32 protein-coding genes are annotated in these 26,172 nt (G+C 44.3%); 24 read left to right on the top strand and 8 right to left on the bottom strand.

Annotated elements, in window-relative coordinates:
* Positions 1-5: 5 nt before the first annotated feature.
* The 3 genes from GFC30_RS12040 (at position 6) to GFC30_RS12030 (ending at position 2,301) form a co-directional block, all read left to right on the top strand.
* Entirely contained in the window at positions 6-578 is a 573-nt protein-coding gene (locus GFC30_RS12040) for a cob(I)yrinic acid a,c-diamide adenosyltransferase (protein WP_066325923.1), read from the top strand.
* 111 nt (positions 579-689) lie between these two features.
* Entirely contained in the window at positions 690-1,223 is a 534-nt protein-coding gene (gene sigX, locus GFC30_RS12035) for an RNA polymerase sigma factor SigX (RefSeq protein ID WP_066325921.1), read from the top strand.
* Positions 1,201-2,301 carry a GerMN domain-containing protein gene (locus GFC30_RS12030; protein ID WP_066325918.1) on the top strand — a complete coding sequence of 367 codons (1,101 nt, stop codon included), beginning with the start codon at positions 1,201-1,203 and terminating at the stop codon, positions 2,299-2,301. Before sigX ends, GFC30_RS12030 begins: the two co-directional genes overlap by 23 nt.
* A 36-nt stretch (positions 2,302-2,337) precedes the next feature.
* On the opposite strand, the gene GFC30_RS12025 is transcribed toward GFC30_RS12030, so the two are convergent.
* Both GFC30_RS12025 and dcm read right to left on the bottom strand, forming a co-directional pair.
* A complete protein-coding gene (locus tag GFC30_RS12025; protein ID WP_084256337.1) occupies positions 2,338-3,513 on the bottom strand; it encodes a type II restriction endonuclease in 1,176 nt (391 codons plus the stop codon).
* Positions 3,500-4,495, bottom strand: coding sequence for a DNA (cytosine-5-)-methyltransferase (gene dcm / locus GFC30_RS12020; RefSeq protein WP_238583508.1), 996 nt, complete (start codon positions 4,493-4,495; stop codon positions 3,500-3,502). Before dcm ends, GFC30_RS12025 begins: the two co-directional genes overlap by 14 nt.
* Before the next feature lie 126 nt (positions 4,496-4,621).
* Between dcm and GFC30_RS12015 the strand changes: the two genes are divergently transcribed.
* Both GFC30_RS12015 and GFC30_RS12010 read left to right on the top strand, forming a co-directional pair.
* On the top strand, positions 4,622-4,927 hold the full coding sequence (locus GFC30_RS12015) for a hypothetical protein (protein ID WP_066325911.1): 306 nt from the start codon (positions 4,622-4,624) through the stop codon (positions 4,925-4,927).
* 240 nt (positions 4,928-5,167) lie between these two features.
* Positions 5,168-5,980: a histidinol-phosphatase gene (locus GFC30_RS12010; RefSeq protein WP_066325910.1), complete on the top strand. Its 813-nt coding sequence runs from the start codon at positions 5,168-5,170 to the stop codon at positions 5,978-5,980.
* A 76-nt stretch (positions 5,981-6,056) separates the two neighbouring features.
* Here GFC30_RS12010 and serA read toward each other — a convergent pair whose 3' ends face one another.
* The 3 genes from serA to GFC30_RS11995 form a co-directional block, all read right to left on the bottom strand.
* Positions 6,057-7,631: a phosphoglycerate dehydrogenase gene (gene serA / locus GFC30_RS12005; RefSeq protein WP_066325908.1), complete on the bottom strand. Its 1,575-nt coding sequence runs from the start codon at positions 7,629-7,631 to the stop codon at positions 6,057-6,059.
* Between the two features lie 180 nt (positions 7,632-7,811).
* Entirely contained in the window at positions 7,812-8,315 is a 504-nt protein-coding gene (locus GFC30_RS12000; protein WP_066325906.1) for an inorganic diphosphatase, read from the bottom strand.
* A gap of 106 nt (positions 8,316-8,421) precedes the next feature.
* Positions 8,422-8,670, bottom strand: coding sequence for a ferredoxin (locus tag GFC30_RS11995; RefSeq protein WP_066325905.1), 249 nt, complete (start codon positions 8,668-8,670; stop codon positions 8,422-8,424).
* A 218-nt stretch (positions 8,671-8,888) separates the two neighbouring features.
* On the opposite strand from GFC30_RS11995, the gene GFC30_RS11990 reads away from it, so the two are divergent.
* The 5 genes from GFC30_RS11990 to GFC30_RS11970 all read left to right on the top strand — a co-directional run bounded on the left by GFC30_RS11990 (position 8,889) and on the right by GFC30_RS11970 (position 13,020).
* Entirely contained in the window at positions 8,889-9,935 is a 1,047-nt protein-coding gene (locus tag GFC30_RS11990; RefSeq protein ID WP_066325904.1) for a YpbB family protein, read from the top strand.
* Entirely contained in the window at positions 9,922-11,385 is a 1,464-nt protein-coding gene (locus GFC30_RS11985) for a RecQ family ATP-dependent DNA helicase (RefSeq protein ID WP_066325903.1), read from the top strand. The genes GFC30_RS11990 and GFC30_RS11985 overlap by 14 nt, the downstream gene beginning before the upstream one ends.
* Positions 11,382-11,966: a CPBP family intramembrane glutamic endopeptidase gene (locus GFC30_RS11980; protein ID WP_066325902.1), complete on the top strand. Its 585-nt coding sequence runs from the start codon at positions 11,382-11,384 to the stop codon at positions 11,964-11,966. The genes GFC30_RS11985 and GFC30_RS11980 overlap by 4 nt, the downstream gene beginning before the upstream one ends.
* Before the next feature lie 10 nt (positions 11,967-11,976).
* Complete coding sequence (locus GFC30_RS11975) at positions 11,977-12,507, top strand: LysM peptidoglycan-binding domain-containing protein (RefSeq protein ID WP_066325900.1); 531 nt, start codon at positions 11,977-11,979, stop codon at positions 12,505-12,507.
* A 66-nt stretch (positions 12,508-12,573) separates the two neighbouring features.
* Entirely contained in the window at positions 12,574-13,020 is a 447-nt protein-coding gene (locus tag GFC30_RS11970) for a YpbF family protein (protein WP_238583507.1), read from the top strand.
* 30 nt (positions 13,021-13,050) lie between these two features.
* On the opposite strand, the gene GFC30_RS11965 is transcribed toward GFC30_RS11970, so the two are convergent.
* The 3 genes from GFC30_RS11965 to GFC30_RS11955 are packed head-to-tail and all read right to left on the bottom strand — an operon-like array spanning position 13,051 to position 14,123.
* Complete coding sequence (locus tag GFC30_RS11965) at positions 13,051-13,620, bottom strand: manganese catalase family protein (protein WP_066325898.1); 570 nt, start codon at positions 13,618-13,620, stop codon at positions 13,051-13,053.
* Positions 13,621-13,638: 18 nt separating this feature from the next.
* Positions 13,639-13,899: a spore coat protein CotJB gene (locus tag GFC30_RS11960; protein WP_066325895.1), complete on the bottom strand. Its 261-nt coding sequence runs from the start codon at positions 13,897-13,899 to the stop codon at positions 13,639-13,641.
* Entirely contained in the window at positions 13,896-14,123 is a 228-nt protein-coding gene (locus tag GFC30_RS11955; RefSeq protein WP_066325893.1) for a spore coat associated protein CotJA, read from the bottom strand. Before GFC30_RS11955 ends, GFC30_RS11960 begins: the two co-directional genes overlap by 4 nt.
* Before the next feature lie 103 nt (positions 14,124-14,226).
* Here GFC30_RS11955 and GFC30_RS11950 point away from each other — a divergent pair, with 103 nt between their 5' ends.
* The 14 genes from GFC30_RS11950 to GFC30_RS11880 all read left to right on the top strand — a co-directional run bounded on the left by GFC30_RS11950 (position 14,227) and on the right by GFC30_RS11880 (position 26,147).
* Entirely contained in the window at positions 14,227-14,622 is a 396-nt protein-coding gene (locus GFC30_RS11950; RefSeq protein WP_066325890.1) for a hypothetical protein, read from the top strand.
* Positions 14,623-14,630: 8 nt separating this feature from the next.
* Entirely contained in the window at positions 14,631-15,404 is a 774-nt protein-coding gene (locus GFC30_RS11945; RefSeq protein ID WP_148660397.1) for a metallophosphoesterase, read from the top strand.
* Positions 15,388-16,176, top strand: a complete 789-nt coding sequence (locus tag GFC30_RS11940; protein ID WP_066325888.1) for a MerR family transcriptional regulator — start codon at positions 15,388-15,390, stop codon at positions 16,174-16,176. The genes GFC30_RS11945 and GFC30_RS11940 overlap by 17 nt, the downstream gene beginning before the upstream one ends.
* Positions 16,177-16,299: 123 nt before the next feature.
* Complete coding sequence (locus tag GFC30_RS11935; RefSeq protein ID WP_066325886.1) at positions 16,300-16,890, top strand: genetic competence negative regulator; 591 nt, start codon at positions 16,300-16,302, stop codon at positions 16,888-16,890.
* 247 nt (positions 16,891-17,137) lie between these two features.
* The gene (locus GFC30_RS11930) at positions 17,138-18,415 is read left to right on the top strand and encodes a Glu/Leu/Phe/Val family dehydrogenase (RefSeq protein ID WP_066325885.1); all 1,278 of its coding nucleotides are present in this window, start codon (positions 17,138-17,140) and stop codon (positions 18,413-18,415) included.
* 67 nt (positions 18,416-18,482) lie between these two features.
* A complete protein-coding gene (locus GFC30_RS11925) occupies positions 18,483-19,460 on the top strand; it encodes a YpdA family putative bacillithiol disulfide reductase (protein WP_066325884.1) in 978 nt (325 codons plus the stop codon).
* A 95-nt stretch (positions 19,461-19,555) separates the two neighbouring features.
* Positions 19,556-20,230, top strand: coding sequence for a glutamic-type intramembrane protease PrsW (prsW, locus tag GFC30_RS11920; RefSeq protein WP_066325883.1), 675 nt, complete (start codon positions 19,556-19,558; stop codon positions 20,228-20,230).
* Positions 20,231-20,348: 118 nt separating this feature from the next.
* Complete coding sequence (locus tag GFC30_RS11915) at positions 20,349-21,116, top strand: sulfite exporter TauE/SafE family protein (protein WP_066325882.1); 768 nt, start codon at positions 20,349-20,351, stop codon at positions 21,114-21,116.
* Positions 21,117-21,714: 598 nt separating this feature from the next.
* A complete protein-coding gene (gene sleB, locus GFC30_RS11905) occupies positions 21,715-22,479 on the top strand; it encodes a spore cortex-lytic enzyme (protein WP_409978520.1) in 765 nt (254 codons plus the stop codon).
* Between the two features lie 17 nt (positions 22,480-22,496).
* Positions 22,497-23,840 carry a germination protein YpeB gene (gene ypeB / locus GFC30_RS11900; protein WP_066325876.1) on the top strand — a complete coding sequence of 448 codons (1,344 nt, stop codon included), beginning with the start codon at positions 22,497-22,499 and terminating at the stop codon, positions 23,838-23,840.
* Between the two features lie 69 nt (positions 23,841-23,909).
* Positions 23,910-24,581 carry a flagellar brake protein gene (locus GFC30_RS11895; protein WP_066325874.1) on the top strand — a complete coding sequence of 224 codons (672 nt, stop codon included), beginning with the start codon at positions 23,910-23,912 and terminating at the stop codon, positions 24,579-24,581.
* A gap of 52 nt (positions 24,582-24,633) precedes the next feature.
* Entirely contained in the window at positions 24,634-24,819 is a 186-nt protein-coding gene (locus tag GFC30_RS11890; RefSeq protein ID WP_066325873.1) for a YpfB family protein, read from the top strand.
* A gap of 72 nt (positions 24,820-24,891) precedes the next feature.
* Positions 24,892-25,563, top strand: coding sequence for a (d)CMP kinase (gene cmk, locus GFC30_RS11885; protein ID WP_066325872.1), 672 nt, complete (start codon positions 24,892-24,894; stop codon positions 25,561-25,563).
* Positions 25,564-25,565: 2 nt separating this feature from the next.
* A complete protein-coding gene (locus GFC30_RS11880) occupies positions 25,566-26,147 on the top strand; it encodes a lysophospholipid acyltransferase family protein (RefSeq protein WP_066325867.1) in 582 nt (193 codons plus the stop codon).
* Positions 26,148-26,172: the final 25 nt, after the last annotated feature.

Here is a 26,172-nt window from a genome sequence, read left to right as displayed (position 1 = left end):
AGGAAATGAAGTTGTATACAAGAACAGGGGACAAAGGGAAAACGAGTTTAATCGGAGGGCGCGTCGATAAAGACCATTTGCGCGTGGAGGCGTATGGGACGTTGGATGAAGTGAACTCGTTCGTCGGCCAAGCGATGACGCTCCTTGACGGGGAAGCGTTTCAAGACATTTATGCCGAATTGCAAAAAATTCAGCACGAGCTGTTTGATTGCGGCGGCGATTTAGCGATTGTGAATGGAAAGCTTCCGTATAAAGTGACGGCAGAGATGGTGACGTTTTTAGAAGAGCGAATCGATGCATATATCAAAGAAGCACCGCCATTAGAGAAGTTTATTTTGCCAGGCGGTTCAAAAGCGGCAGCCGCCATTCATGTCGCGCGGACGGTGACGAGAAGGGCGGAGCGCTGCATTGTGTCGCTCAGCAAGGCCGAGCCGATTAATGACATTGTCTTGCAATACGTCAACCGCCTATCCGACTACTTTTTCGCCGTCGCTCGCGTCATTAACGCTCGCCTAGGTGTTCCGGATGTTGAATACGAACGAAGCGCGATTGTGTTTCGAGAGAAAGGCGAGCAATAACGAACGGAAAAAGGGAGAATATTATCTCGTATTCTTCCTTTTTTTTTATTATGTGATGGTAACGAAAGCAGCATGATTTTCGACTAATAAAGTAGAATGGGAGGGGAATGAATGGACTCCGTCTTCGATGAGCTGTATGAAAAATACCATCAAGAGTTATTTCAGTTTTTGTTTTATATGGTTAGGAATCGAGAACAGGCGGAAGACCTTGTTCAAGAAGTGTATATAAAAGTGTTGCGGTCATATGATCGGTTTGAAGGGAGAAGCAGCGAAAAAACGTGGCTGTTGTCGATTGCGAAGCATGTGGCGATCGATTTTTTTCGCAAACAACGAAGCTTTCGCACTAAAATAATGAATGGTTGGAAAGTGCAAGACGACAAAGGCCCACTCCCAGAAGAAATTGCCGTACAGCGGGAGGAAATTCAGCTAATGTATCGTTGCTTAAGTCATTGTACAGTAGACCAACGGCTCGTTGTTGTCCTTCGCTTTATTCAAGGGCTATCGGTTGCAGAAACAGCGGAAACACTCGGCTGGACGGAAAGCAAAGTGAAAACGACGCAGCATCGGGCATTAAAACGGCTGAAGCAACAAATGGAAGAAGCAGCGAAGGGAGGATGGCATCATGAGAAAATTCCAATGGAATGAAGAAGAACTCGAGTCATTATTGCGACAAATGCCACGCGTAAAAGACCGCCGTTCGAAAGAAGCGATTTATCAACAAATCGCGCATTCTAAGCAAAAGAAATGGAAGTTCCGCATCGTTCCAGCGGTTGTTTCAGTAGCGGCAGCGTGCTTATTTGTTCTTATTGGGGTATCGCTTTTTTCCTCCTCTCCGACGAACGAAAGCAAGAAGGAGAAGCCGGAAATGTCGATGACGATGCAAGCGAAAGAAGTGGCGCCGAACGAAAACCGCACGATGCAAGCAGACGAAGCGTCCGTTTCTTCTCGCGCCCTTATGAGCGGAAATGCGGTCGTTTTCGGCCTCCCCGATGCAAACGCCCAAGCCGTTATTCCGATAAGCATTCCTGTGGAGGCGCAAACGCCATTTAACGAACAACTAGAAGCGGTAAAGGCAGAACTCGTTGACTTAGGATTAGATGCGAAGTGGCTAGAAGGCGTTACTATCACGGCTGGTCGCAACAACGAATGGACCGTTCGTCTTCCAAGCACCCATCCTGTGTTCTCTAGCGGTTCTACGGGCGAGGAAATGTTTCTCGCTAGCATCGAAGAAACGGTTCGTTGGATGGGCGGGACGAGCGTGCGGTTTTTTACGGAAACGAAAAAAGGGATTGATTTGCCGAATACGGGACACCTTGAAACATTAACGATTGCGAAAAAACAGCGCGCCTACTATTTCTATGCACCAAAAGAAGGGGCACCAACGCTTTTAGTTCCGTCGCCGCAATCGTTTGCCACCATTGAGAAAGCGTTAGAAAGCATGCAGACGGCGTCAGGTATATTTCACGCGCCGATTGCGAAAGACGTGCACATTGCTTCTGTGCAAAAACAACACGACGATCTCGTTGTGCAATTTACGGAAGACTCATCATTTGCCGATATGGCTTCGTCCCAATGGATGCTAGAGGCGATTTTATTGACAGCGAAAGAATTTCACTTCCGATCGGTGACGTTTACGGGCGGGAACATTGACAATATCGGACCATACCGATGGAACGAAAAAATTGCCGTCCCTGTCGCCCCAAACCCGCTGCCGGTTCGATAGTTCGACAGGTGTCCCTTATTTTAAGGACACCTGTTTTCACTTATATTTTTCTTCAGCGAAACGTATAAATTTTTCAATCGTCCATAGTTTGTGCTGGTACGTTGCTGGATAAAATGAATGATACGGTTTGGGAACGACGAGAGTTACTTTTTCTGTTTCCATTTCTTCTAATTGGTTCGGTGATATTCCTTGTTGAAGCGTTAATAAGTGTTTTTCTTTTATCCTGTCTGCTTCGTTCAATATTTGCCTCCATCGGTCTTTACAAGTCGTTTTTACCCCTAAGAAAATTAAATCTTTTTCAGGAAATGAAAAATTGGCGTATGCCTCATTAGAGGGAAATAAAAAATCTGGTTTTTTATTTCCTTCTGATTTTCCAGGATGGCTAAATGGAATGTTAAAGGAAGTTAATAAAAAATCAACATGATGTTCTAAAGATTTTCCGGCACGGCTTTTTCTTCTATTCAACACGCTGTTGGCAACAGTAATAAGCGTTTCTAAATCGTTGAAGGGGATTGTTAAATAGTCTTTATATACATTTTTTTCAATTGCTCTAAATACATTATATTCGGTTTTCACCCACTCTAAGAGAATCTGATCAGGTGAAAATGATTTTTTCTTATATACGCGTTTATGAACGGTTCTTGCTGTTTCTGCAAGTTGAACTGTTTCAGGAAAATCATGAAATAAAGCAGCAACTTTTTCAATTTCTTGTTCTATTTTTTCAGACAGGTCAATATCCTTTATGTTGCCTTCATCGTATACAGCATGGTTTTCCATCATGGATAAAGAAAATGTATTCAAAAATAGTTCAATCTCTTCTTCTGTGTCTAAAATCCAAACTTTAAAATTCTCTTGGTCAACCGGAATAAAGATGATTAAATTTCCGACTTGCTCTTCTTTGTGGAAAGGTGATTGATTCCAAAACCGAGTAAGTCGATATTCATTTCGTGTTCCCTTACCATAGTAAATGACGCGGCTGTCAAACGGAATATAACCGTCAATATAGATTTTTATAAATTTATCTTTATTCTCGCCTTTCTTTCCTTTTTTTTCAAAAAAGATGTTCCACGCTTGTTTGGCAATGTAAATACCTGCTTGGTGACCCCCTGTCAAATCGACGTCATTAGCAGAAATTACTTTGCAATAAAAGCGACCAAATGTTTTGGCCGCTTCAATAGCGCTCATTAAATTTCCACCATTATTTTGTTGCATATTCCATGTTTCCCTCTTTCACATTCAGCTTGTTTTCGATTATTTCGTCTTTTTCAATCGCTTGAATCATTTTTTCCGCAATGAGTTGTACGACAGGAACCGCCACGCTGTTTCCAAATTGTTTGTATGCGGCGGTATTGCTAACTACAATCTTGAATGTTTCTGGGAATCCTTGTAAACGAGCGCACTCTCGCGGAGTCAATCTTCTAGGATTTTTTCCTTTTTGAGGAATTAAAATCTCGCTACCGTCTTTATAATATCGAGCAGATAACGTTCTGCTATAAGAGTTAAGGTCAGCCAGTCCATATCCAAACCCGTTCCCTTTTTTGGCATGCTTTTCTTTATATGATTGAAGATATTCCCATAATTTGTCTGATAAAGTATATTTGTCATCTACGTTTTCTTCTAGAATGGTATGAAGTGCCGGTCCTTTTTCGGGAATTTTAGGGAATTCAAACTTGATCGGTTTTTTAAAGCCAACGATGTAGATGCGCTCACGGTTTTGTGGAACAAGCCCTTTTGCATTCAATACCGCGTCATACACTGTATAGCCGAGTTCATACTCTAATACATTTTTTATCATGTGGTATGTTCTTCCTTTGTCATGGCTTTTTAAGTTTTTTACATTTTCCAACAAAAATGCTTGTGGTTGCTTTTCCTTTAAAATACGAGCAATATCGAAAAATAACGTTCCTTGTGTTTCATCAAGAAAGCCATGCGGTCTCCCTAATGATTTTTTTTTGCTCACCCCTGCGATAGAGAACGGCTGACACGGAAAACCAGCTAGCAAAATATCATGATCGGGAATATCTTTTGCATCAATGGTTCGTATATCTCCATACGGTTTTTCGCCAAAATTGGCTATATACGTTTCCTGTGCTTTTATATCCCATTCAGATGAAAATACGCAAATACCATATGGTTCGAAAGCGAGCCGCATGCCTCCGATACCAGCAAAAAGATCAATAAACCTGTACAACAAATGGAACACCTCCAGCGAACATTTGTCCTGTTTCCATTATAGCAAATTTTATTGTTCCGTGGTTGTGAAAGTGTTAAAATATTATCGCCTGTTTTGAGAAAACCCTAACGGAAAGGGTTGGTACAATTGACAACAATCGCGATTTATTATCAAATGAAGGAAAATCAACAGATAGAAGAAGCAATCGAGATTATAAATGTCTTCATCCGACAGTTAAAAACAGAACATGTAATTAAAGGGGTGTTTATCGATCAATATGGGGAACGAAATGAATTTTATGAATTACTTCACTCAGCGTCGAGTAAAATAAATATTCTTTTTCTTGAAAAACCGCTAGAGGATGAGTTTGATAAAAAGTTATTGCTTGCGGTTGCGAAAACAGAAAATGTACAAGTGCGATATTTTGGCGAATTAATTTCACCTGTCGAATAAAACCGGTTCTACTCCTTCCTTTTTTTACATAATACATATATGGCGACGATGACAAAAGGAGGAGGACGGCAATGGAGGATGTGTTGAAACGGTTGCTTGCGGTGGCTGGAATGGTAGTGTGCATTCGGTTGTTATTTATGATTGGACTTACGAACTAAGTTTGAAAATTCGGGAAAATGATTGTCCTTCCGTTCATTAGCAGCTATAATGAGAAGAAAAGCATAGCGGGAGGAGTTTAAGATGCTGACAGACTATCATAACCATTTAGAACGAGGGACGTTGACGCTGGATTATTTAAAGCAGTTTACCGATGAAGCGGCGCGAAAAGGGATTCAACATTTCGGCATTTCTGAACATGCCTACCATTTTTATCAAACAAAAAACATTTTGTCCAACCCGTGGGTCGAAGAGCGCCGATATTATGACATGGCAGATTACGTCCGCTTATTCCATGAAGCGTGGGAGGCGGGAATCGATGTGAAAATGTCGGTCGAAATGGACTATACGCCAGGAAAACATGAAGAAATGGCAGCGTTTATTCGCGCCTATGAGTTCGACTACGTCATTGGCTCGATTCACTGGGTCGATGATTTTGGCATTGATTTAGCAGAGTACCGAAAAGAATGGGAGCGGCGGGATTTATATGATACATACCGCAAATATTTCGACCAAGTCGTGACGTTAGCAGAATCCAATTTGTTTGACATTATCGGCCATTTAGATTTAGTGAAAATTTTTAACTACGTTCCAGAGGACGAAGAGTTTTTGCTCGAACAATACGACCGTGCAACAACAGCGCTTGCCAATTCGAAAACGTGCGTCGAAATTAGCACCGCAGGGCTACGCAAGCCAGTCGGCGAGCTATATCCAGACAAGCGGCTATTGCAAATGTGCTATGATAAAAACATTCCGATCGTGCTTTCGTCCGACGCCCATGTCCCAGAACACGTCGGCGCTGATTTTGACAAGGCGATTTTATTAGCGAAAGAAGTTGGCTACACCGAGTTAATGACGTTCCAAAAAGGCGAGCGAAAAGCAGTGCCGTTAGGATAAACGAATATGCGTAGTTTCACAGAAAAAAGGAATGGAGGCTCCATTCCTTTTTCTATGAAACTATTAGTATCGTGAATCAAACTTCCAACTTTTTGGCGGTTTCAATATCGCCAATGTTGATGAACGTTTGTAGCATATCTTCATCGAGCGGCTTGTCTAATGAAAGCATCATAATCGCTTTTCCGCCAGCTTTTTGGCGGCCAACTTGCATCGTTGCGATGTTGACGTCATGTGCGCCTAAGACGTTTCCGACTTTGCCAATCATTCCTGGTTTGTCATGGTGCTGAATATATAAGAGGTGTCCTTCTGGCGCAAAGTCAATGGAAAATCCATCAAACTGAACGATACGGTCGCCGTAGGTTGGAATGTGCGTTCCTTTCATCGTAAACACTTTGTTTTCGCCATATACCGTTAACGAAATGCAGTTCGCATAGCCGTACGTGTCGTCGGAAAATTTTTCGCCGAACGTAATGCCGCGCTCTTTTGCAATCATTGCTGCGTTGACTTCGTTGACGGTCGAAGCGACGCGCGGTTGTAAGAAACCGGCAAGCAAGCTGCGCGTAATATAGGTCGTTTCTAAATCAGCTACCGTTCCTGCATACGTAACGGTAATCTCTTGAACGGGAATGTTCATAAACTGGGACGCAAGGATGCCCATTTTTTTCGCAAGAGTGTAGAACGACTGAATTTTCGCGTATACTTCTTTCGATAACGTCGGTAAGTTAATCGAGGAAGTGACCGGTTTTCCTTCTAAAAATTGCAGCACTTCTTCCGCTACTTGTGCAGCGACGTTCAGCTGTGCTTCGACGGTTGATGCTCCAAGGTGCGGTGTTACAATCACGTTGTCAAACGAAAGGAGCGGATGGTCGCCAAGCGGTTCTTTTTCGAACACGTCAAGCGCTGCTCCAGCGACATGCCCGTTTTCTAAAAATTGAAGGAGCGCTTTTTCATCAATAATGCCGCCGCGGGCACAGTTTAATAGATAGACTCCCTTTTTCGTTTTCGCAAGATTTTTTTCGCCAAGCAACCCTTTCGTTTCTTTCGTGAGCGGTGTATGTACCGTGATAATATCGGAAAGGGCAAGCACTTCATCAAGTGTACAAACCGTAACCCCGAGCTTCTCTGCTCGTTCTTTCGTTAAAAACGGGTCGTACACGTGCACTTTCATGCCAAACGCCCGCGCTCGTTTTGCCACCTCTGAACCGATGCGTCCAAAGCCGATAATGCCTAAATGTTTGCCATATAGCTCATTGCCGACGAAGGCGTTTCGGTTCCATTCCCTTGATTTGACGGAAATGTGCGCTTGGGGAATACGGCGGACGAGCGCTGCCATCATCGCAAACGTATGCTCAGCGGTCGAAATCGTATTGCCGTTTGGCGCGTTAATGACAACAACCCCATGGCGCGTTGCTGCATCGACGTCAATGTTATCGACGCCAACTCCAGCACGGCCGACAATTTTTAAATTCGGCATTTTTTCTAGCAACTCTTCTGTTACTTTTGTCGCGCTGCGAACAAGCAACGCATCAAACTCATGAAGGCGGTGTTCGACTTCTGTCACCTTTTTTTGCACGATTTCAATTTGTTCGGATTTTCGTAAGGGCGCCAATCCTTCCTCGCTCATCGAATCAGACACTAAAATGCGGAACAACGTAAAGCACTCCTTTCTGAAGCAACAATTTTAAATTTCTGATAATTTATCATAGGAATGCATTACTGTCAATGAAATGAGAAGAAGTCATACAAATGTAAGCGTTTTTATGTGGAACGTTCGGAATTTCATCAAAAAAAGCTCCTTAAGCGAACGGAGATTCACTTAAGGAGCAGATCGTTATTGTTTTTTCGTTTCGTTGTAACGAGCGATGCACTCGTCGATGAGTTTTGCGGCTGCTTCCGGACCTTCCCATGTGCCGATTTCCGTGCGTTTTCCTTGCAAATCTTTATAGCGCTCGAAGAAATGGGCGATCTCTTTTAATTTATGTTGCGGTAAGTCTTCGATGCTTTGCACTTCGTCAAAGCGAGGGTCTTCGACTGGCACGCCGATTAATTTTGCATCTTCTTCGCCGCTGTCGATCATGTTCAAATAGCCGATAACGCGCGTATCGATGACGCAACCAGGGAACGTAGGGTTCGTTGTAATGACTAAAATGTCAAGCGGGTCGCCATCGAGCGCAAGCGTGTTTTCTAAATAGCCGTATTCCGCTGGATAAAACATCGGTGAAAATAAGACGCGATCGAGTTTGAAAATGCCACGCTCTTTGTCAAATTCGTATTTGTTTTGGCTTCCTGTCGGGATTTCAATAAACGCTTCTACCACTTTGTTTTCAAAAGCCACAGTTAATTTCCTCCTTACCTAATATGTATACTTCTCTATTATAAAATAGGTTGACAAAACCTAGCAATAGAAAACCCCTCTTGCCGTTGCAAGAGGGGGGATTTTCTTATTCAAACTTATTCGGGTCACCGTCGAATGGCTCGTCAGCTACTTTAATGGAGTCTGTTGGGCAACCTTCAAATGCGTCCATCATGTCGTCGATTAAAACATCTGGAATTTCGACGATTCCTTGGTTGTCGTCAAGCGTTACGTACGCGATGCCTTCATCGTCGTAGTCGTAAATGTCTGGTGCAGCAGCTCCGCAAGCGCCACAGGCAATACAGGTTTCTTTGTCAACGATTGTATACTTTGGCATGAAAAAAACCTCCCCAATGAATTTGCGACCAGTTGGCCGCACGTTATGTAACAGAGAACACCTTCCCTATTCCTATAATAAAGCGCTTTGACAAACTTTTCAATAGAAAAGTCCAGTGAGAATGGCTTTCATAGCGGCACGATAATAGTTTCCCCGCTTTATGCGCCGTTTAAACGTACGGGAACTTTTGCTAAAATAAAAGACATGGGGGGAAAAGGATGATTTCGTATTTGCTTTTATATTGTTTACGCCACTTCAATGGAGAACGTTCGCTTGCTGCCGTATATCATTTGTTGACAGGGAAAAAATCCGCGCAAACGCTGCAAGATAGCAAATGGTTTCAGCTTGAGCGCGTTTTTGGAATATACAAAACACTTTCGCTTGTAGAGATAGAGCAAGCTGCTATGCAGCTTTTACGAAAGCAATGGATCGTTTCTGTCGATGAACGTTCGTACGTGTTAACGGAGGCAGGGAAAGAAGCGCTTCATGAATGGTTGTTGTCCGTTACCTTTTTTACCCATTTAAACGGGCTTTTATACGATACGGTCGATCGATTGTTTTGGTATCGGCTGTCGCTGACGGTGCAGACGCTCTCCAACCTTGTGCATCGCCGTAAATTTATTCCGATTCACCGGCACGAAGCGACGTTTGCGTGGGTGAAAACGTATTTAATGGCAAAAAACCCACACGCATTGGCACAAGCGCTTCACCAAGAGCTTCACACCATTTGTTCTTCGCTGTCAGAAGAGGAAGCGACGATCTTCACATTAAGGCTGACAAGCTTTGAGCGCATTGGTTGGACGAACGAACAAATCGCTGCATTTTTGCAAAAAGACCCACTCTACGTCCAGCTTACGTTTCAGCACTTACTACACTATATGATGAAACGAGCAGAACGTGAGCCTAAACAATTTCCGATATTGCATGATGTTATAAAAGATTTAGTGAAGCCAGTTTCGTTAACACTATCTGCGCAAAAAACGTACGAATGGCTAATAAAAGGAAAAACGATTGGAGAAATTGCCCGCATTCGTAACTTAAAACCGAATACGATTGAAGATCATGTGGTTGAAATTGCCGCAAACGTTCGCGATTTTCCGATTACGCCGTTTGTAGCGGAAGAAACGAGGCGAAAAATTATCGAAGCAGCAACACGGCTAAAGACGAGACAGCTAAAAAAACTTCGCGATGCGGTTGGGGAAGAAATTAGCTATTTTGAAATTCGCCTCGTATTGGCAAAGGTAGGGGAGAATAGTGTATCTTGAACAACGGTTATATGAAACGTTCGGCTACCGTACGTTTCGCTTAGGACAAAAAGAAATTATCGAAGACGTCCTCGCGAAAAACGACGTATTAGCAATGCTTCCGACAGGCGGAGGGAAGTCGGTTTGTTACCAGCTGCCAGGCTATATGTTGCCAGGGAGTGTTTTAATTGTGTCTCCTCTCGTTTCTTTAATGGAAGACCAAGTGCAGCAGCTAAAAATGCGCGGGGAAAAGCGGGTGATCGCTTTAAACAGTTTTTTGCCGGACGAACAGAAAAAACGGGCACTTATGAATTTACATCACTTTCGCTTTATTTACGCATCTCCAGAAATTTTGCAATCTCCACTTTGGCAAAAGGCGTTAAGAAACGTGGCGATTTCCCTATTTGTTGTCGATGAAGCGCATTGTATTTCGCAATGGGGGCATGATTTCCGACCCGACTTTCTTAAATTAGGGGCGATTCGCCGCGAGTTAGGGGATCCCCCGTGTCTAGCGCTGACGGCGACGGCAACGCAAGAGGTGAGAAGCGACATTATCGAAACACTACAATTAACAAACGTTCGCCAGCATCTTTATTCCGTTGACCGACCGAATATTGCCATTCAAGTAGAATGTGTTGATTCCGTCGAGGAAAAAGTAGCGCGCGTCTTGCATTATGCGAAAACGCTTCAAGGACCGGGCATGATTTACGTATCAAGCAGGCAATGGGCAGAAGTGCTAGCGCAGAAGTTAGCGGCAGAAGGGATTGAAGGGGTCGCGTATTATCACGGTGGAATGGATTCAGAACAGCGCCTGCTCGTACAACATCAGTTTTTATGCGATCAGTTGCAGATCGTTTGCTGTACGAACGCGTTTGGCATGGGCGTCAATAAAGAAAACGTTCGGTACGTTGTTCACTTTCATTTGCCTAGCCAACTTGAGGCGTACGTGCAAGAAATCGGACGTGCTGGCCGCGATGGGAAAAATAGCCTCGCCATTTTACTATATACGCACGGCGATGAAGACATGGTACAATCACTTATAGAAGCAGAATTGCCTACCGAAGAACAAGTTCGCTTGTTTATAGCATACAGAAACGATGTGCGTTCGATGGTCGAAATAAATGACGTACAATGGCGTCTCTTGCACTATATGATAGAAAAAGAACAAACGAAGGCACAGACAGTCGAAGAAATCATCGCCAATATTCAAGCGGCAATCGAAGCGAGAAAGCATTGGAAGCGAAGCAAGCTTACACAAATGCGTTCGTTTTTGTTTCGCCCGCATTGCCGGAGGGAACAAATTGTCGCATATTTTCAACAGCGATTAGAAAAGAAGCCAATAAACTGTTGCGACCGCTGCGCATTTTCGCTAGACAGCTACCAGCTTAAGCAACAAGATGAGTCAATACGAATGTTTCGCGGCTGGAAAGAAGAACTAAAACGAATATTCTGGAATGAGGAATATACATGAACCAAAGAGAAACAATCCAATCGATGAGTGAACGCGAAATATTACTTCATTTGTATATGACGCAGTTATTGCTTCTAGTCACCTCTATCTTCATTGCCGTATTTCTTTTTGATTGGCCGACCGTTCGCCAAATGTGGCACTTTGATGTGCAAGAAGTCGTTTTGTACGGAGGTGGAGGCGCGCTTATCGTCTTAGTGCTTGATTTTGTCATGATGCGCTATTTGCCGGAAGATTGGTATGACGATGGCGGCATTAACGAAAAAATGTTTCAAACGCGCTCGTTTCCACAGCTTATTTGGCTATGTAGCTTCATTGCTTTTAGCGAAGAATGGCTATTTCGTGGCGTGCTGCAAACTTATTTCGGGCTTTTTCTGACGAGCCTTTTTTTCGCGCTTTTGCACGTTCGCTATTTAACGAAATGGTTTTTATTTCTGATGGTAGTGCTCATCAGTTTTTTCCTTGGGTATTTATACGATGTGACGGGAAGCCTTTGGGTAACGATCGTCGCCCATTTTTTGATCGATTTTGTCCTAGCCGTCCACATTCGCCTTGACTATTTGCGAAACGCATCAGGGAATTGAGGTGAACAACATGCATGACCAAGCCGAGCAGCTGCGCAAGCAAATGGAAGAAAAAAAAGAGCCGGATGTGTTATCGCTTCCGCCGCGCAGCGAAGTGCATAAATCAAAAGAAAAAAAGACGAAATGGAAAATAAAGTATCCGCTCGTTCGATTATTATTGCTCTTTTTTATTTTATTGCCGTTCGTTATTTTTGCCATTTACTATATGGGCGATAAACGAACGATTGCACCAATAAAGAAAAGCGAAAGCTATGAGCCGATTGCGATAGAAGAAAAAGCACGGACAAAAGAAGAACCGCCGGTTTCTTCCGTACCGGAAACAAAGGAGAACAAACCGACGGGATCTTCGGAAAAGGCGACAAGCGACAAGCAAGTGATCACCCACGTCGTCCAAGCAAACGAAACGCTCTTTAGCATTGCGATGCACTATTATGGAACGAAAGATGGAATGGATATTATTAAACATTGGAATCACTTACAAAGTGCGCAACTCTATAAAGGACAAGTATTGCAAATTCCAGTGGTGGAATTGACCAAATAACGAGTTCTAACGACCGGCGCTTGTACATATTGTAGAACTAAAGACGGTTAAAGGAGTACGATCGCCGTGAACGATTGGCTTTCTGAGATAACAGATGAAGTGACAAAGCAAATGCTGCTTGGTGTCATTGAGAAAAAAGAAAAATTGGAGCAATGGAAAGCGAAAGTGAAGCTGTTGCAAGTGGCTACAATCGTAGGAAGTGTGGCGTTTTTGGTGTATGTGGTTTGGGGAATTTTCCTTTCTCCTCGTACCCCTAGTTCAAAAATCGTCGCATTTTTTGGCGAAGCGAATCATTTGTTTTTATTATTTTTGCTTGGAACAGCAATTTTCGTTATGGGAGTATACCAAAAAAAATGTGACAAGGCAGAAGAAGAGTTTCATGCCCTTCGCTGTGAAATTATTCAAAAAAGCGCTGATTTATGGCGAACAGAAAACGAATGGAAGAAGCGGCATGAATGGTTTACGATTATCAAAACGAAGTACGACATTAATTTATTTTATGAAAATAGCTGAATGTACGACGTCATTCAGCTATTTTCACCGCTAAAACACTTTTTTGCGATCACGCTCCTCTTTTAGTAGCTCTACTGCTTCGCGAAACCGCTGCGCATGGATAATTTCCCGCTCGCGCAAAAAACGCAGCCCGTCATTTAAGTCAGGGTCATCGCTCATATTAATAATCCATTGGTACGTTGCGCGCGCTTTCTCTTCGGCGGCGATATCTTCATATAAATCAGCAATTGGGTCGCCTTTTGCTTGAATATAAGTAGCGGTAAACGGAACGCCGCCGGCATTATGGTAAAAGAGCGCGTTGTCATGGTTGACATAATGGGCGTCTAATCCCGCTTCTTTTAGCTGATCGGGCGTCGCATCTTTCGTCAGCTTATATACCATCGTCGCAATCATTTCCAAATGGGCGAACTCTTCGGTGCCGATGTCCGTCAATAGACCGACTACCTTATCCGGAATCGTATACCGCTGGTTTAAATAGCGGAGTGCGGCTGCCAATTCCCCATCGGCACCTCCGTATTGCTCGATTAAATATTTCGCCAGCTTCGGGTTGCATGTGCTGACGCGCACGGGATACTGCAATTTTTTTTCATAAATCCACATCGTTTTTCCTCCCCGTTTTTATACTTGCCATGGCCACGGCGTATCGTCCCAATTCCAAGGGTAGTTGGAATAGCTGTTTCCATATTGCTGGAGAGGACCGTATGTCGTTTCGTATTGTTTTTTTAGCTGTTTCCGCTGCTGCGCCAGCTGGTTAAATTGTTGAATCGCTTGATAGTCGTTCGGATGCGTATCAAGATAAAGCGTTAAATCGACGAGGGCAAAATCGACCATTTGTAGCTGTTCGAGCAGTTCATAGTACTCTTTTGGCATTTGCTTCATGCGCCATCACCTTTTTTCGCTTCGTATGGGCTATAATACGGGTCGTAAAACACTTTCCAAAGCGTTCCTTTTCTTAATGCTTCGTGAATCGGAAATTGCGGTAAGTTCGTTGGCTGAAAAGGGATGTAAAGATTTGGCGGCGTGACGTACGTTTTGACACGAATCGGCACACACGGGTCAAACGGGCTGACGTACGGCTCATATTGTTTGCGCGTCGTAAACATGATCCCCCTCCTTTGCAAGAAAACTTCAGTTTATGTTTATGACTCATTTTTTGATTCATGCCTTTCTTTTTTCATGAATACATGTAAAGGAAGGGGGGATTCGATGCGTCGCCAGCTACTGTTATTACTTGTTGGAAATATTTGCGGCTATTTAATGATTTCATGGGCACCGGTCATTACACCGTTTGTATGGGCGAATTTTATTACCGATTTTACGTTCCATCCACTTCGTTCGTTTTTAGCGATGGTTTGTTTCTTTCTCGGGTTTGTAGCTAATGCAGCGGTCATCCGTACGTTTTTTGAAGAAACGCTTTGTCTTTTCGTGCGTCAGTCCGTGCGGTGGCGGGAGTGGGGGATGAGCGTTTTGCTTTTACCAAGTTTTTATTGGCTTTTTCAGCTAAATGCGCGTTTGACGCTATTGTTTTTCTTTTTTTCTGTTACTTATGGTATGATATCCATAGATTTGGCGGACGGCCGCCGGTATAACAAATGGTGGTAGGAGGCTTTATGTGGAGTTTACTTGCAATCGGCTGCTTATTTAGCTATATGTGGTGGGAGGCGCACCGAAACCGCGTCGTTTCCGTAGAATTGTCGTTTCCAACTTTTCCGGAAAGCGTTCGGGCGTTGACCATCTTTTTTATTTCCGACATTCATCGGCGGGTTGTTTCGGAAAAACTTCTTGCACGTGTCAAAGGAAACGTCGATTTCGTCGTCATTGGTGGCGATTTAATGGAAAAGGGGGTTCCGTTCCATCGCGTCAAAGAAAACATTCGTCGGTTAAAGCAAATCGGTCCTGTTTATTTCGTGTGGGGAAATAACGATTATGAAGCCGACTATCGTGAACTCGATGCGCTCTTATGGCAAGAAGGGGTGCACGTATTGGCAAATAGTGCCGCGATGTTTGAATCTGAACTAGGTGAAAAAGTAGCATTGATCGGAATTGATGATATAAGCAAGAGACGTGCTCATCTAGATTTGGCGATAGCGGAAGTGGACCAATCCGCGTTTCGCATCGTCGTTTGCCACAATCCAGACATCGTTCGTATCATCCAGCCACAACACGGCATTTCGCTCGTCTTAAGCGGCCATACGCACGGCGGACAAATTCGCCTCGGGCGCTTCGGGCTATATGAAAAAGGCGGCGTTAAAGAGGGGAACGGTACGACGTTATTTGTCAGCAACGGCTATGGAACGACGAACGTGCCATTTCGTTTTGGCGTTCCTGCCGAAGTAAATATCGTGACGATTCGACGGGGGAAGGGCGATGACAGGGAAGTATAACATTAAAGCAGTAGAAGCGATGGTTGGGATTCCGGCGGGGACGCTAAGAATGTGGGAGCGCCGCTACCAAATGATCGCTCCCCAGCGAAGCGAATCGGGGCATCGGCTCTATACAGATGAACAAGTGGAAATGTTGCGAAAAATCGTGGCGAAAACGAAAGAAGGGCTCACCGTTCGCCAAGCAATTGCGCTATTGGAAACAAAAGAAGAAACGGACGATGCGTTTAGTTCGTGCGTGCAGGCGGCTGCTTCGTTTGATGAAAGAAAACTAAAGCAACTGTGGGATGAATGGATGAGTGTCTATAGCGTTGAAAAAGTCGTTGGAGAACAATTTCCAGCGCTTTACGAGGCGCTTTCACGCGCCGATGTATTAACGAGCGCCCATCGCCAGTTCGCCTATACGCTTTTAGCGTCTAAATTACGGATGATGCTTCTTACGTTTTCGAGCCAGTCTAAGCAAACGGCGTTAGCGATTGCTCCCAAAGAGGATTCGTTGCCGCTTCTTTTTGTTTCCACGTATCTTTCCATTCGCGGTATTCACGTTGTTTATATGAACGGCGACGTGTCGATAACAGATGTTCTCGCGGCGGTCGAACAGGTAAAGCCAGCGTTTTTTTTATTTTCGTGTCATCAAACCGACGATGCGGGGTGGCTTGCCGCGATGAAACCGCATATTGCTTGTACAATTGGCGTCACTGGAAAAGGAATGGAGCATCATTCATGCTACATCGGAAAGACGAAAGCGGAATGGGAGAAAAAACTGCATCTGTAAGCATATTATGCTTGTCTAAATGGCTAAAAACGATGTAAACTCAATAATAACAATAGAACCATTTACCGTTTTTTTCATACAATGAACATAAGAAGATGGCTGTGTAGGTAAGGAGGGGTGTTGATGCGTTTAGAGCGCTTAACCCACAACAAAATTAAAATTTTCCTCACATTTGACGATTTAATGGATCGCGGTTTAACAAAGGACGATTTATGGAAAGATACATTTAAAGTGCAACAATTATTTCGCGACATGATTGAGGAAGCAAGCGAAGAACTCGGCTTTGAAGTGAACGGTTCAATAGCGGTGGAAGTGTACTCTTTACCGGCACAGGGAATGGTTGTGATCGTAACGAGCGAAGACCAGCATTTTGACGTTGACGAAGAGTTCGCTGATGATTATATCGAAATGCAAGTGACGCTTGATGAAAGTGAAGATATATTTTATGAATTCCAAACGTTTGAAGATGTCATTCAGTTAGCTCATCGTCTGTATACAATCGGCTGCGCAGACGGCACGCTATATTCGTACAACGGTCGCTTTTATTTGTACGTATCGGAAGAGCCGCCGATTGCGACCGATGATTTTATCGCCATTTTGGCAGAATTCGGAAGTTCTGCGACGATCACGATTCATCGTGTGGCGGAATATGGAAAAAAATTAATGAACGATCGCGCGGTGGAGCAACTTGTTCGCTATTTCCCTACCCGCTAATTTTTTCGGCAGATTCCTTTCGGAAGGGATCTGCTTTTTTGTTTTTTTACAAAACATTATTCATGTATGTATAAGAAAAGGAAAAATGATACATTCGTTGCTGCGAAAACGATGTAAACGGTTACAAATACAAAAAAATGGCGAAAAAAAATGATTTTTTTACTTTGCATAACGAAACGGAAGGTGTATACTATGACATGAAAGGTGGACAATATCCTATAAAGTGATTTGTATGGGAGGTTTACGTATGGTAGCCGACAAGCATACCAGCGAGGAAATGCACGAAGACAAGCACGATGTTTTAAAGGCAACGCAAATTGTCATACATAGAGCGTTGGAAAAGCTCGGGTATCCGGCAGAGGTATACGAGCTATTAAAAGAACCGATTCGCATGCTGACAGTGAAAATTCCTGTGCGCATGGATGACGGGACTGTCAAAATTTTTACCGGCTACCGTGCCCAACATAACGATGCGGTTGGACCAACAAAAGGGGGCATTCGTTTCCATCCAAACGTGACAGAACGCGAAGTGAAAGCGCTCTCGATTTGGATGAGTTTAAAATGTGGCATCGTCGATTTGCCATACGGCGGGGGGAAAGGCGGCATCGTGTGCGACCCGCGCAACATGTCGTTCCGTGAACTAGAGCGCTTAAGCCGCGGCTATGTTCGGGCAATTAGCCAAATCGTCGGTCCGACAAAAGACATTCCGGCGCCGGATGTGTTCACGAACTCGCAAATTATGGCGTGGATGATGGATGAGTATAGCCGCATCGACGAGTTTAACTCACCTGGTTTTATTACTGGAAAACCGCTTGTGTTGGGTGGCTCACACGGTCGTGAAACGGCAACAGCTAAAGGGGTAACAATTTGTATTCGCGAAGCAGCGAAAAAACGAGGCATTGAATTGGAAGGCGCGCGCGTCGTCGTGCAAGGGTTTGGCAACGCCGGCAGCTATTTAGCGAAATTTATGCACGATGCCGGTGCGAAAGTCATCGGTATTTCCGATGCATACGGAGCACTATACGATCCAAACGGCCTCGACATCGATTATTTGCTAGATCGTCGCGATAGCTTCGGAACGGTCACGAAGCTGTTTAAAAATACAATTACGAACAAAGAATTGCTCGAACTGGAGTGCGATATTTTAGTTCCGGCAGCGATTGAAAACCAAATTACCGAAGAAAACGCCCATAACATTAAGGCGAAAATCGTTGTCGAAGCAGCGAACGGTCCGACGACGTTGGGAGCGACGGAAATTTTAACGCAGCGCGGCATTTTAATCGTTCCAGACGTATTAGCTAGCGCTGGCGGTGTAACGGTGTCGTATTTCGAGTGGGTGCAAAACAACCAAGGCTACTACTGGACGGAAGAAGAAGTCGAAGAAAAGTTAGAAAAAGTGATGGTCAAAGCGTTCAATAACGTATATGAAACAGCGCAAACTCGCCGCGTTGATATGCGCTTAGCGGCATATATGGTTGGCGTCCGCAAAATGGCGGAAGCGTGCCGTTTCCGCGGTTGGATTTAATTGCAACTGACGAAAAAATCCCCTATCATTGTAAGGTAGGGGATTTTTGTTGTGAGGGGGAATCACCTTGAAAGAAGAACAAATAATCATTGTTGGCGGAGGACCGTGCGGGCTTGCGGCGGCGATTTCGTTGCAAGATGTCGGTTATCAACCGCTTGTGATAGAAAAGGGAAATATTGTTCATTCGCTTTACCGCTATCCGACGCACCAAACATTTTTTAGTACGAGCGACCGGCTAGAAATCGGCGGGGTGCCGTTTATTTCGGAGCGTCGCAAGCCGAAGCGGAACGAAGCGCTCGTCTATTATCGTGAAGTAGTGACAAGAAAACAAGTTCGCGTCCAAACGTTTGAAAAAGTAGAGCAAGTGACAAAACAATCAGACGGCACGTTTTTTGTGCAAACGACAAAAGGAGCGTATCGGGCAAAATACGTCATTATTGCGACTGGCTATTACGATCATCCAAATTATATGAACGTCCCAGGGGAAGACTTGCCGAAAGTGACGCATTATTTTAAGGAAGGGCATCCGTATTACCATACAGACTGTGTCGTGATCGGCGGGAAAAATTCAAGCGTGGACGCTGCGCTTGAGCTAGTAAAAGCAGGTGCGCGCGTGACTGTTTTGTATCGCGGAAGCGCGTACTCGCCAAGCATTAAACCGTGGATTTTGCCAGAGTTTGATGCGCTCGTTCGACAAGGGGTCATTCAAATGGAATTTAACGCCTACGTGCAAGAAATTACAGAAGATGCGGTCATTTATCGAGTCGGAGACGAAGTAAAAACGATAAAGAACGATTTTGTGTTTGCGATGACAGGCTATCATCCTGACCATGAGTTTTTAAAGCGCATCGGTGTCGGCATCGATGAAGAAACGGGTCGTCCGCTTTATCATCCAGAAACGATGGAAACGAACGTCCCTGGCATTTTCATTGCAGGGGTCATTGCTGCTGGCAATAATGCCAACGAAATTTTTATTGAAAACGGCCGCTTCCACGGCGAACAAATTGCCGCGTGCATCGTCAAAAGGGAAAATGCTAGGCACTAACGGTTGTTTGCAAATCCCCTGATCAGAAAAAGACCGTTCTCAACGAACGTATCCATATGGTATGATAAAGTAAATAAACGGAAACGGGGATTTATATGTTTGCGATGATTGCTGCTGGCATTGCCCCAGGGGTGGCGCTGCTTAGCTATTTTTATTTAAAAGATGAATACGAAGCCGAGCCGTTGTCGCTCGTGTTGCGCGTGTTTATGTTTGGCGCGCTGCTTGTGTTTCCGATTATGTTTATCCAGCATGTGTTACAGCTGGAACGGGTCGTTGTGTCTCCTTGGGCGCAAGCGTTTGTTTCTTCCGGATTGTTAGAGGAATTTGTGAAATGGTTTGTTGTGTACTTTTTTATTTTTGACCATCCGGAGTTTGATGAGCCGTATGATGGAATTGTCTATAGTGCGAGCGTATCGCTCGGGTTTGCGACGTTAGAAAATATTCTTTATTTATTGGCAAATGGCGTGGAGGTGGCGATGACACGCGCGCTTTTGCCGGTGTCAAGCCATGCCCTTTTTGCCGTGATGATGGGCTTTTACATCGGGAAGGCGAAATTCCAAGGGCGAAAACGGTTTTATTTGACATTATCTTTTTTATTGCCGGTCGTTTTGCATGGCACGTACGATGTTATTTTGCTCACCCAAGAAAAATGGGCGTATTATATGGTGCCGTTTATGCTCATGCTCTGGTGGATGGCGTTACGAAAAGTGAAACAAGCGAAAGGAATCGGCGTGCACGCCGCTGTTCGTTCCATAAAAAGCCAAGCGTAAAGCTTGGTTTTTTTATTGCTGTAAAAGTGAAAAAATTTAGAAAAAATTGTTTACAACCAGAAAGACAAATACTATAATTCATATATATTTAGTTGGGTATTAAAGGAGGAGAGAAACAATGAGTATTGGTGTGGCAATAATGGGATTATTTGTAGGGTTTTTAGTCGGGTTAACCGGTGTAGGAGGGGCAGCGCTTTTAACCCCTATTCTTGTTATGATCGGCGTGCAGCCGTCAATTGCAGTTGGAACCGACCTTGTCTATAATTCCGTCACGAAATTATTCGGAGTCATTCAACATTGGAGGCAAAAAACCATTAATTTTCAACTAGTGAAATATCTTGCGTTCGGAAGCATTCCAAGTGCTGTTGCTGCAATTGGCATGTTGCATGTTTTTGAAACACAATTTCATAACCAAGAACAGATTATTAAACATGCACTTGGGTATGTACTCATTTTAGTTTCGATAGCTATTTTAGTTCGTACGTTTTTTGATCAGAAGCTGCGGCCAAACCGCTGGCAATTAAAAACGCTCGAAGAAAAACGAGGATTAACGATTGCAATTGGCGCTATTTTTGGCTTCATTGTTGGATTGACTTCGATTGGTTCTGGTTCGTTATTTGCCCTTGCGATGTTGTATCTTTATCGCTTAACCGCTTCTGAATTAGTCGGAACCGATATTGCTCATGCGTTTTTATTAGTATCTGTAGCGGGATTGCTTCACGCGAATGCGGGGAGTGTGAACTACTTGTTAGTCGGGAATCTTTTAGTCGGATCGATCCCTGGTGTGCTTATTGGGAGCACTTTGTCGGCTAAAGTGCCGACTAAACCACTTCGCACAGTCATCGCTGCCATTATCATTATTAGTGGTATAAAGTTAGTGTCGTAAACGGTTACTAACGTTATTGAAACCGATGTACGTCTTGTATTATGAAAGACGTGCATCGGTTTTTTTGTAAGATAAGAAAGAATAAAATTTTGCGATTGGGCGAGCTGTCTATATAAATGCACATTGAAGTGTTAACATTTTTCGACTGTGGGGCGACCGAACAAACACCGCTCCCAGACAAATGAATTTGTCTCGGAGGCGGCTCGTTGTTCGGTTCTCTGTCACGCGAACGCGTGACGAAGGCAAGCCTTTGGCTTGCCTCCGACAGTTGAAAAAATAAGTGAAGCTCCCCAGTTGCATGTATATAGCTCCAAGCGCCATTCGTGTGATGCGCTTCGCCCTTTCTTTCGGAGGCGACACATGGATTGGCTTCACGGAGGTTGCCCACGCAGAACCAAGCCATGCTTGGTTCGAGCCCTCCTTGGCGGGGCTTGTGCGCTCTTGGCTGATAGGCGGGCGCTTTGCGGCTTTTCTTACATCCTCGCTAGCTCCTCCTTTCATTTTTCGGATGCATAAAACGGTTATTTAGGCGAAAAATACAAATGATACGATGGAAGGAGGAAGATTGATGCGCGGACGAATTATTTCGTTTCTGCTCATGTTTTTCATCATCTGTGCTGGAGAGGCGCACGCGTTTTCGAATCAAGTCATTCAGCGTGGAGCAGTCGGCGATGATGTGCTTGAGCTGCAAGCAAGACTGCAATACATCGGGTTTTACAACGGCAAAATTGACGGCGTTTTCGGCTGGGGTACATATTGGGCACTTCGTAACTTTCAATACAAATTCGGCCTCCCTGTGGATGGGTTAGCTGGTGAGGGGACAAAAGCAAAGCTGGTGAAAGTTTCTAAATATTACGAATCATTCGTAAAAGAGCAAATTAGAAAGGGCACTTCGTTTACCCATTATGGTGGAAAACCATTAAGCGAGCAGGTGAAACAAGGGGACAATAATGCGACGGCTGAAAAAACGACGGTGCAAACGACGGCAACAAACGTTCCGAAAGGCTTTTCGCAAAATGACATTCGCTTACTCGCAAACGCCGTATACGGTGAAGCCCGCGGCGAGCCGTATATCGGGCAAGTAGCTGTAGCGGCTGTTATTTTAAATCGTTTAGAACATCCGTCATTTCCAAAAAGCATTGCTGGCATCATTTTTCAGCCGGGGGCGTTTACTGCTGTTTCTGACGGGCAAATTTGGCTAACGCCGAATGAAACAGCGAAAAAAGCGGTGCTTGATGCACTCAATGGCTGGGATCCTTCGGGCGGTGCTATCTATTATTTCAATCCAGAAACAGCGACCAATGGCTGGATTTGGAGCCGACCGCAAATTAAACAAATTGGCAAACATATTTTTTGCAAATAAAAAGGCAGGTGAACGATATGATACGGGTGTTGCTTATCGCATTTTTATCGCTCGGTGTCGTCAGCACGGCGTATTGGGGCTATCGCGAACACCAAGAAAAGAACGCAATTTTAGTGCATGCTGAAAACAACTATCAACGCGCATTCCATGATTTAACGTATAAAATTGATATGTTGCATGACGAAATCGGCTCAACGCTGGCGATGAACTCAAGAACGTCTTTATCGCCCACGCTTGCAGAAGTATGGCGGATTGCCGCCGAAGCGCATTCCGACGTCGGGCAGCTGCCGTTGTCGTTATTGCCATTTAATAAAACACAACAATTTTTAGCACAAATCGGAGCGTTCAGCTATCGTACGGCTGTCCGCGATTTAGACAAAGAACCGCTGACAAAAGAAGAATATAAAACGCTGCAGGCGCTCTATCAAAAAGCGACGGATATTCAAAATGAGCTACGCAACGTTCAACATTTAGTACTAAAAAACCATTTGCGTTGGATGGATGTCGAGTTGGCATTAGCGACGAACAATCGTCCGAGCGACAATACCATTATCGACGGATTTAAAGCGGTCGAAAACGATGTTCAATCGTTTTCCGAAGGAACGAATTTCGCGCCGACCTTTACGACGATGACAAACCGAGAAAAAGGATTTATTCGCGCGAAAGGAAAGCAAATTTCCGAAAACGAAGCAAAACAAATTGCAAAGTCGTTTTTAGGACTAAAAGGAACGGAAACAATAAAAATCGTCCGAAGCGGCAAAGGCGCGGACGAACGTTTTTATAGCGTAACGGTGTTTGACCCGAAAACAAATACAGAAACGTATATGGACATTACCGAAAAAGGTGGCTATCCGATTTGGGTGATGGACAACCGCCCGGTGAAAAAACAAGCACTTAGCTTATATGACGCAAGCGTCAAAGGGCAGCAATTTCTAAAGAAACACCGCTTCACCAACTTTGAGCTTTATGACAGTGCACAATATGATAATGTAGCAGTGTTGACATTTGTAGCAAATGAACAAGGGGTGCGCATTTATCCAGAGGCAATTAAGATGAAAGTCGCGTTGGATGATGGAACGATTGTCGGCTTTTCCGCTCGCGACTATTTAGCTTCCCCACCGCTTCCAACCCTTCCAAAGCCAACGATTTCACTTACAGAGGCGCGGAAAAAATTAAATTCGAACGTCCGCGTGATGGAAGAACGGCAAGCGGTCATTACGAACGATCTCAATCAAGAAGTGCTTTGTTATGAGTTTTTAGGGACGCTAGGCGATGATACGTACCAAATTTTTATTAATGCGCAAACAGGTCTAGAAGAAAAAGTTGATAAAATGCAAAGCGTCGAACGAAACTATGAATGAGGAAAAGCTTGTCAAAAGCTTTTCTTTTTTGTTAAATAAAAGAAGAGATATACACGCGAGGGAGAAACGATGCTAAAAATAGGGGATACGATTATTTTAGAATCTCGAAATGAAAAAGAAGTACACGAATATCGAAGCAAAGTGACGGAAATTTTTGCTGACCGCATCCATATCGATTATCCGGTGAACAAAAAAACAGGAAAAACGGTCTATTTGATGAATGGCATGCAATTTAAAGCAAGTTTTGTCGGAAAAGATGAAAGCCTTTATTTGTTTGATACAGAAGTGACGGGAAAAGTGCGGGAACCTATTCCGATGATTGTCCTTTCTTACCCTGGTGAGGAAAAGCTTGTGCGCATTCAACGGCGGCAATACGTTCGTGTCGAAGCAGCGGTCGATATCGCAATTCATCCGCTAAACAGTGAATTTTTGCCGTTTGCGACGATTACGACAGACATTAGTGCAGGGGGGGCGGCGATTGTATTGCCGGAGAGGGCGACCACTCTTCTTTCAGGAACGGTCGTCGAAGCATGGATTGTGTTGCATATGAAATCAGGCGACTACCACTATATAAAAGTACCGTCTAAAATTATCCGCGTCTTTCAAGTCGAAGGAAGCTATGTGTATAAAGCGTCGCTGCAATTTTTGACGATGGAGCCAAAAGAGCGGGTACTACTTATTCGCTACAGTTTTGAACGGCAGCTCGAACTGCGGAAAAAAGAAGAGGGGATTCGTGAATAAACGAACGCCAAAAGGGGAACGCTACATGTAAAAACGAAAAGGCGGTTTTCAAATGAAGCGAATCGAGCGAATTTTACTCAAAATCGTCATCGTTCAATGGCTTTGTTTACTGCTTGCCCAATGGGTGCTTTTGTATACCCCGCTTGCGCCATATGTCGCAAAAGTGTACGAATACGAAGGGGTAACAACAGAAGAAAAAACGAAAACGGTCGAAACAACCGTCGACCAGCTACCATGAATATGATAAAATGAAAGCGCAGGAAGTTTCCTGCTTTTTTCTTTGTAAACTGACAAGCAATAAGGAGGAACTATGAAACGAATTTCGATTGCCATTGACGGACCGGCAGCAGCAGGAAAAAGCACGGTCGCCAAAAAATTGGCAGAGAAACTTTCTTATCTTTATATCGATACAGGCGCGATGTACCGAGCCCTGACGTATCTCGCGTTACAAAACGGAATTGACGTCCACGACGAACAAGCGCTACTTAAGCTATTGCGCGATACATATATTGAATTAAAGCCGTCAGAAAAAGGGCAACTAGTCTTTGTCAATGGAGAAGACGTCACGAACGTCATCCGGGGGGAAGCAGTGACGAATCACGTGTCGTTTGTAGCGAAACATCCGCTCGTGCGTGAAGAGATGGTTGCGCGCCAACAAGCGCTAGGAGCAAACGGAGGCGTAGTGATGGATGGGCGCGATATCGGAACGCACGTCCTTCCCCATGCGGAAGTAAAAATCTTTTTAAAAGCATCGGTTGAAGAGCGGGCGCGGCGCCGGCATGCGGAAAATATCGCGCGCGGGTTTGCGTCTGATTTCGAAACGTTAAAAGAAGAAATCGCTCGCCGCGATCAAATCGACTCTGAACGACAAGTCGCACCGCTAACAAAAGCAGAAGACGCTGTAGAAATTGACACCACTTCCTTAACGATCGACGATGTCGTCTGTGAGATTATGAAAATCGTCAACGAAAGGATTGGATAACAATGGATTTTTATGCGTTTGCGAAAGGGGTTGTTTCGGGCGTTTTAAAACCGCTTTACCGCATCGAAGTCATCGGCACGGAGCATTTTCCGGACGAAGGCGGTGTGTTGCTTTGCGCCAATCATATTAGCAACCTCGACCCTCCCGTTGTCGGCATTACGGCGCCACGACCGATTCATTTTATGGCAAAAGAAGAATTGTTTCGCGTGCCAATCTTAAAAACGCTCTTGCCTCCATTGCATGCGTTTCCAGTAAAGAGGGGAATGAGCGACCGGCAAGCGTTGAGAACAGGGCTTGACGTATTAAAAGAAGGGCATGTATTAGGCATTTTCCCAGAAGGGACTCGCAGCAAAGACGGGAAATTGCAAAAAGGCTTAGCGGGCGTCGGCTTTTTTGCACTAAAGACAGACGCAGCGGTTGTTCCGTGCGCCATTATTGGCCCGTACCGCCCACTGAGAAAATTAAAAGTCGTCTACGGAAAACCGATTGATATGGGTGCCCTTCGCGAGCGAAAAGCATCGCCGGAAGAAGCGACGGAATATATTATGCGCCATATTCAAACCCTTTTGGACGAATATCAATAAGCATTATGATACATGCTTTTTGAAA

This window comes from Anoxybacillus amylolyticus (genome assembly GCF_001634285.1).
Lineage (GTDB): Bacteria > Bacillota > Bacilli > Bacillales > Anoxybacillaceae > Anoxybacteroides > Anoxybacteroides amylolyticum.
This window is presented reverse-complemented; position numbering and strand designations above follow the sequence as displayed.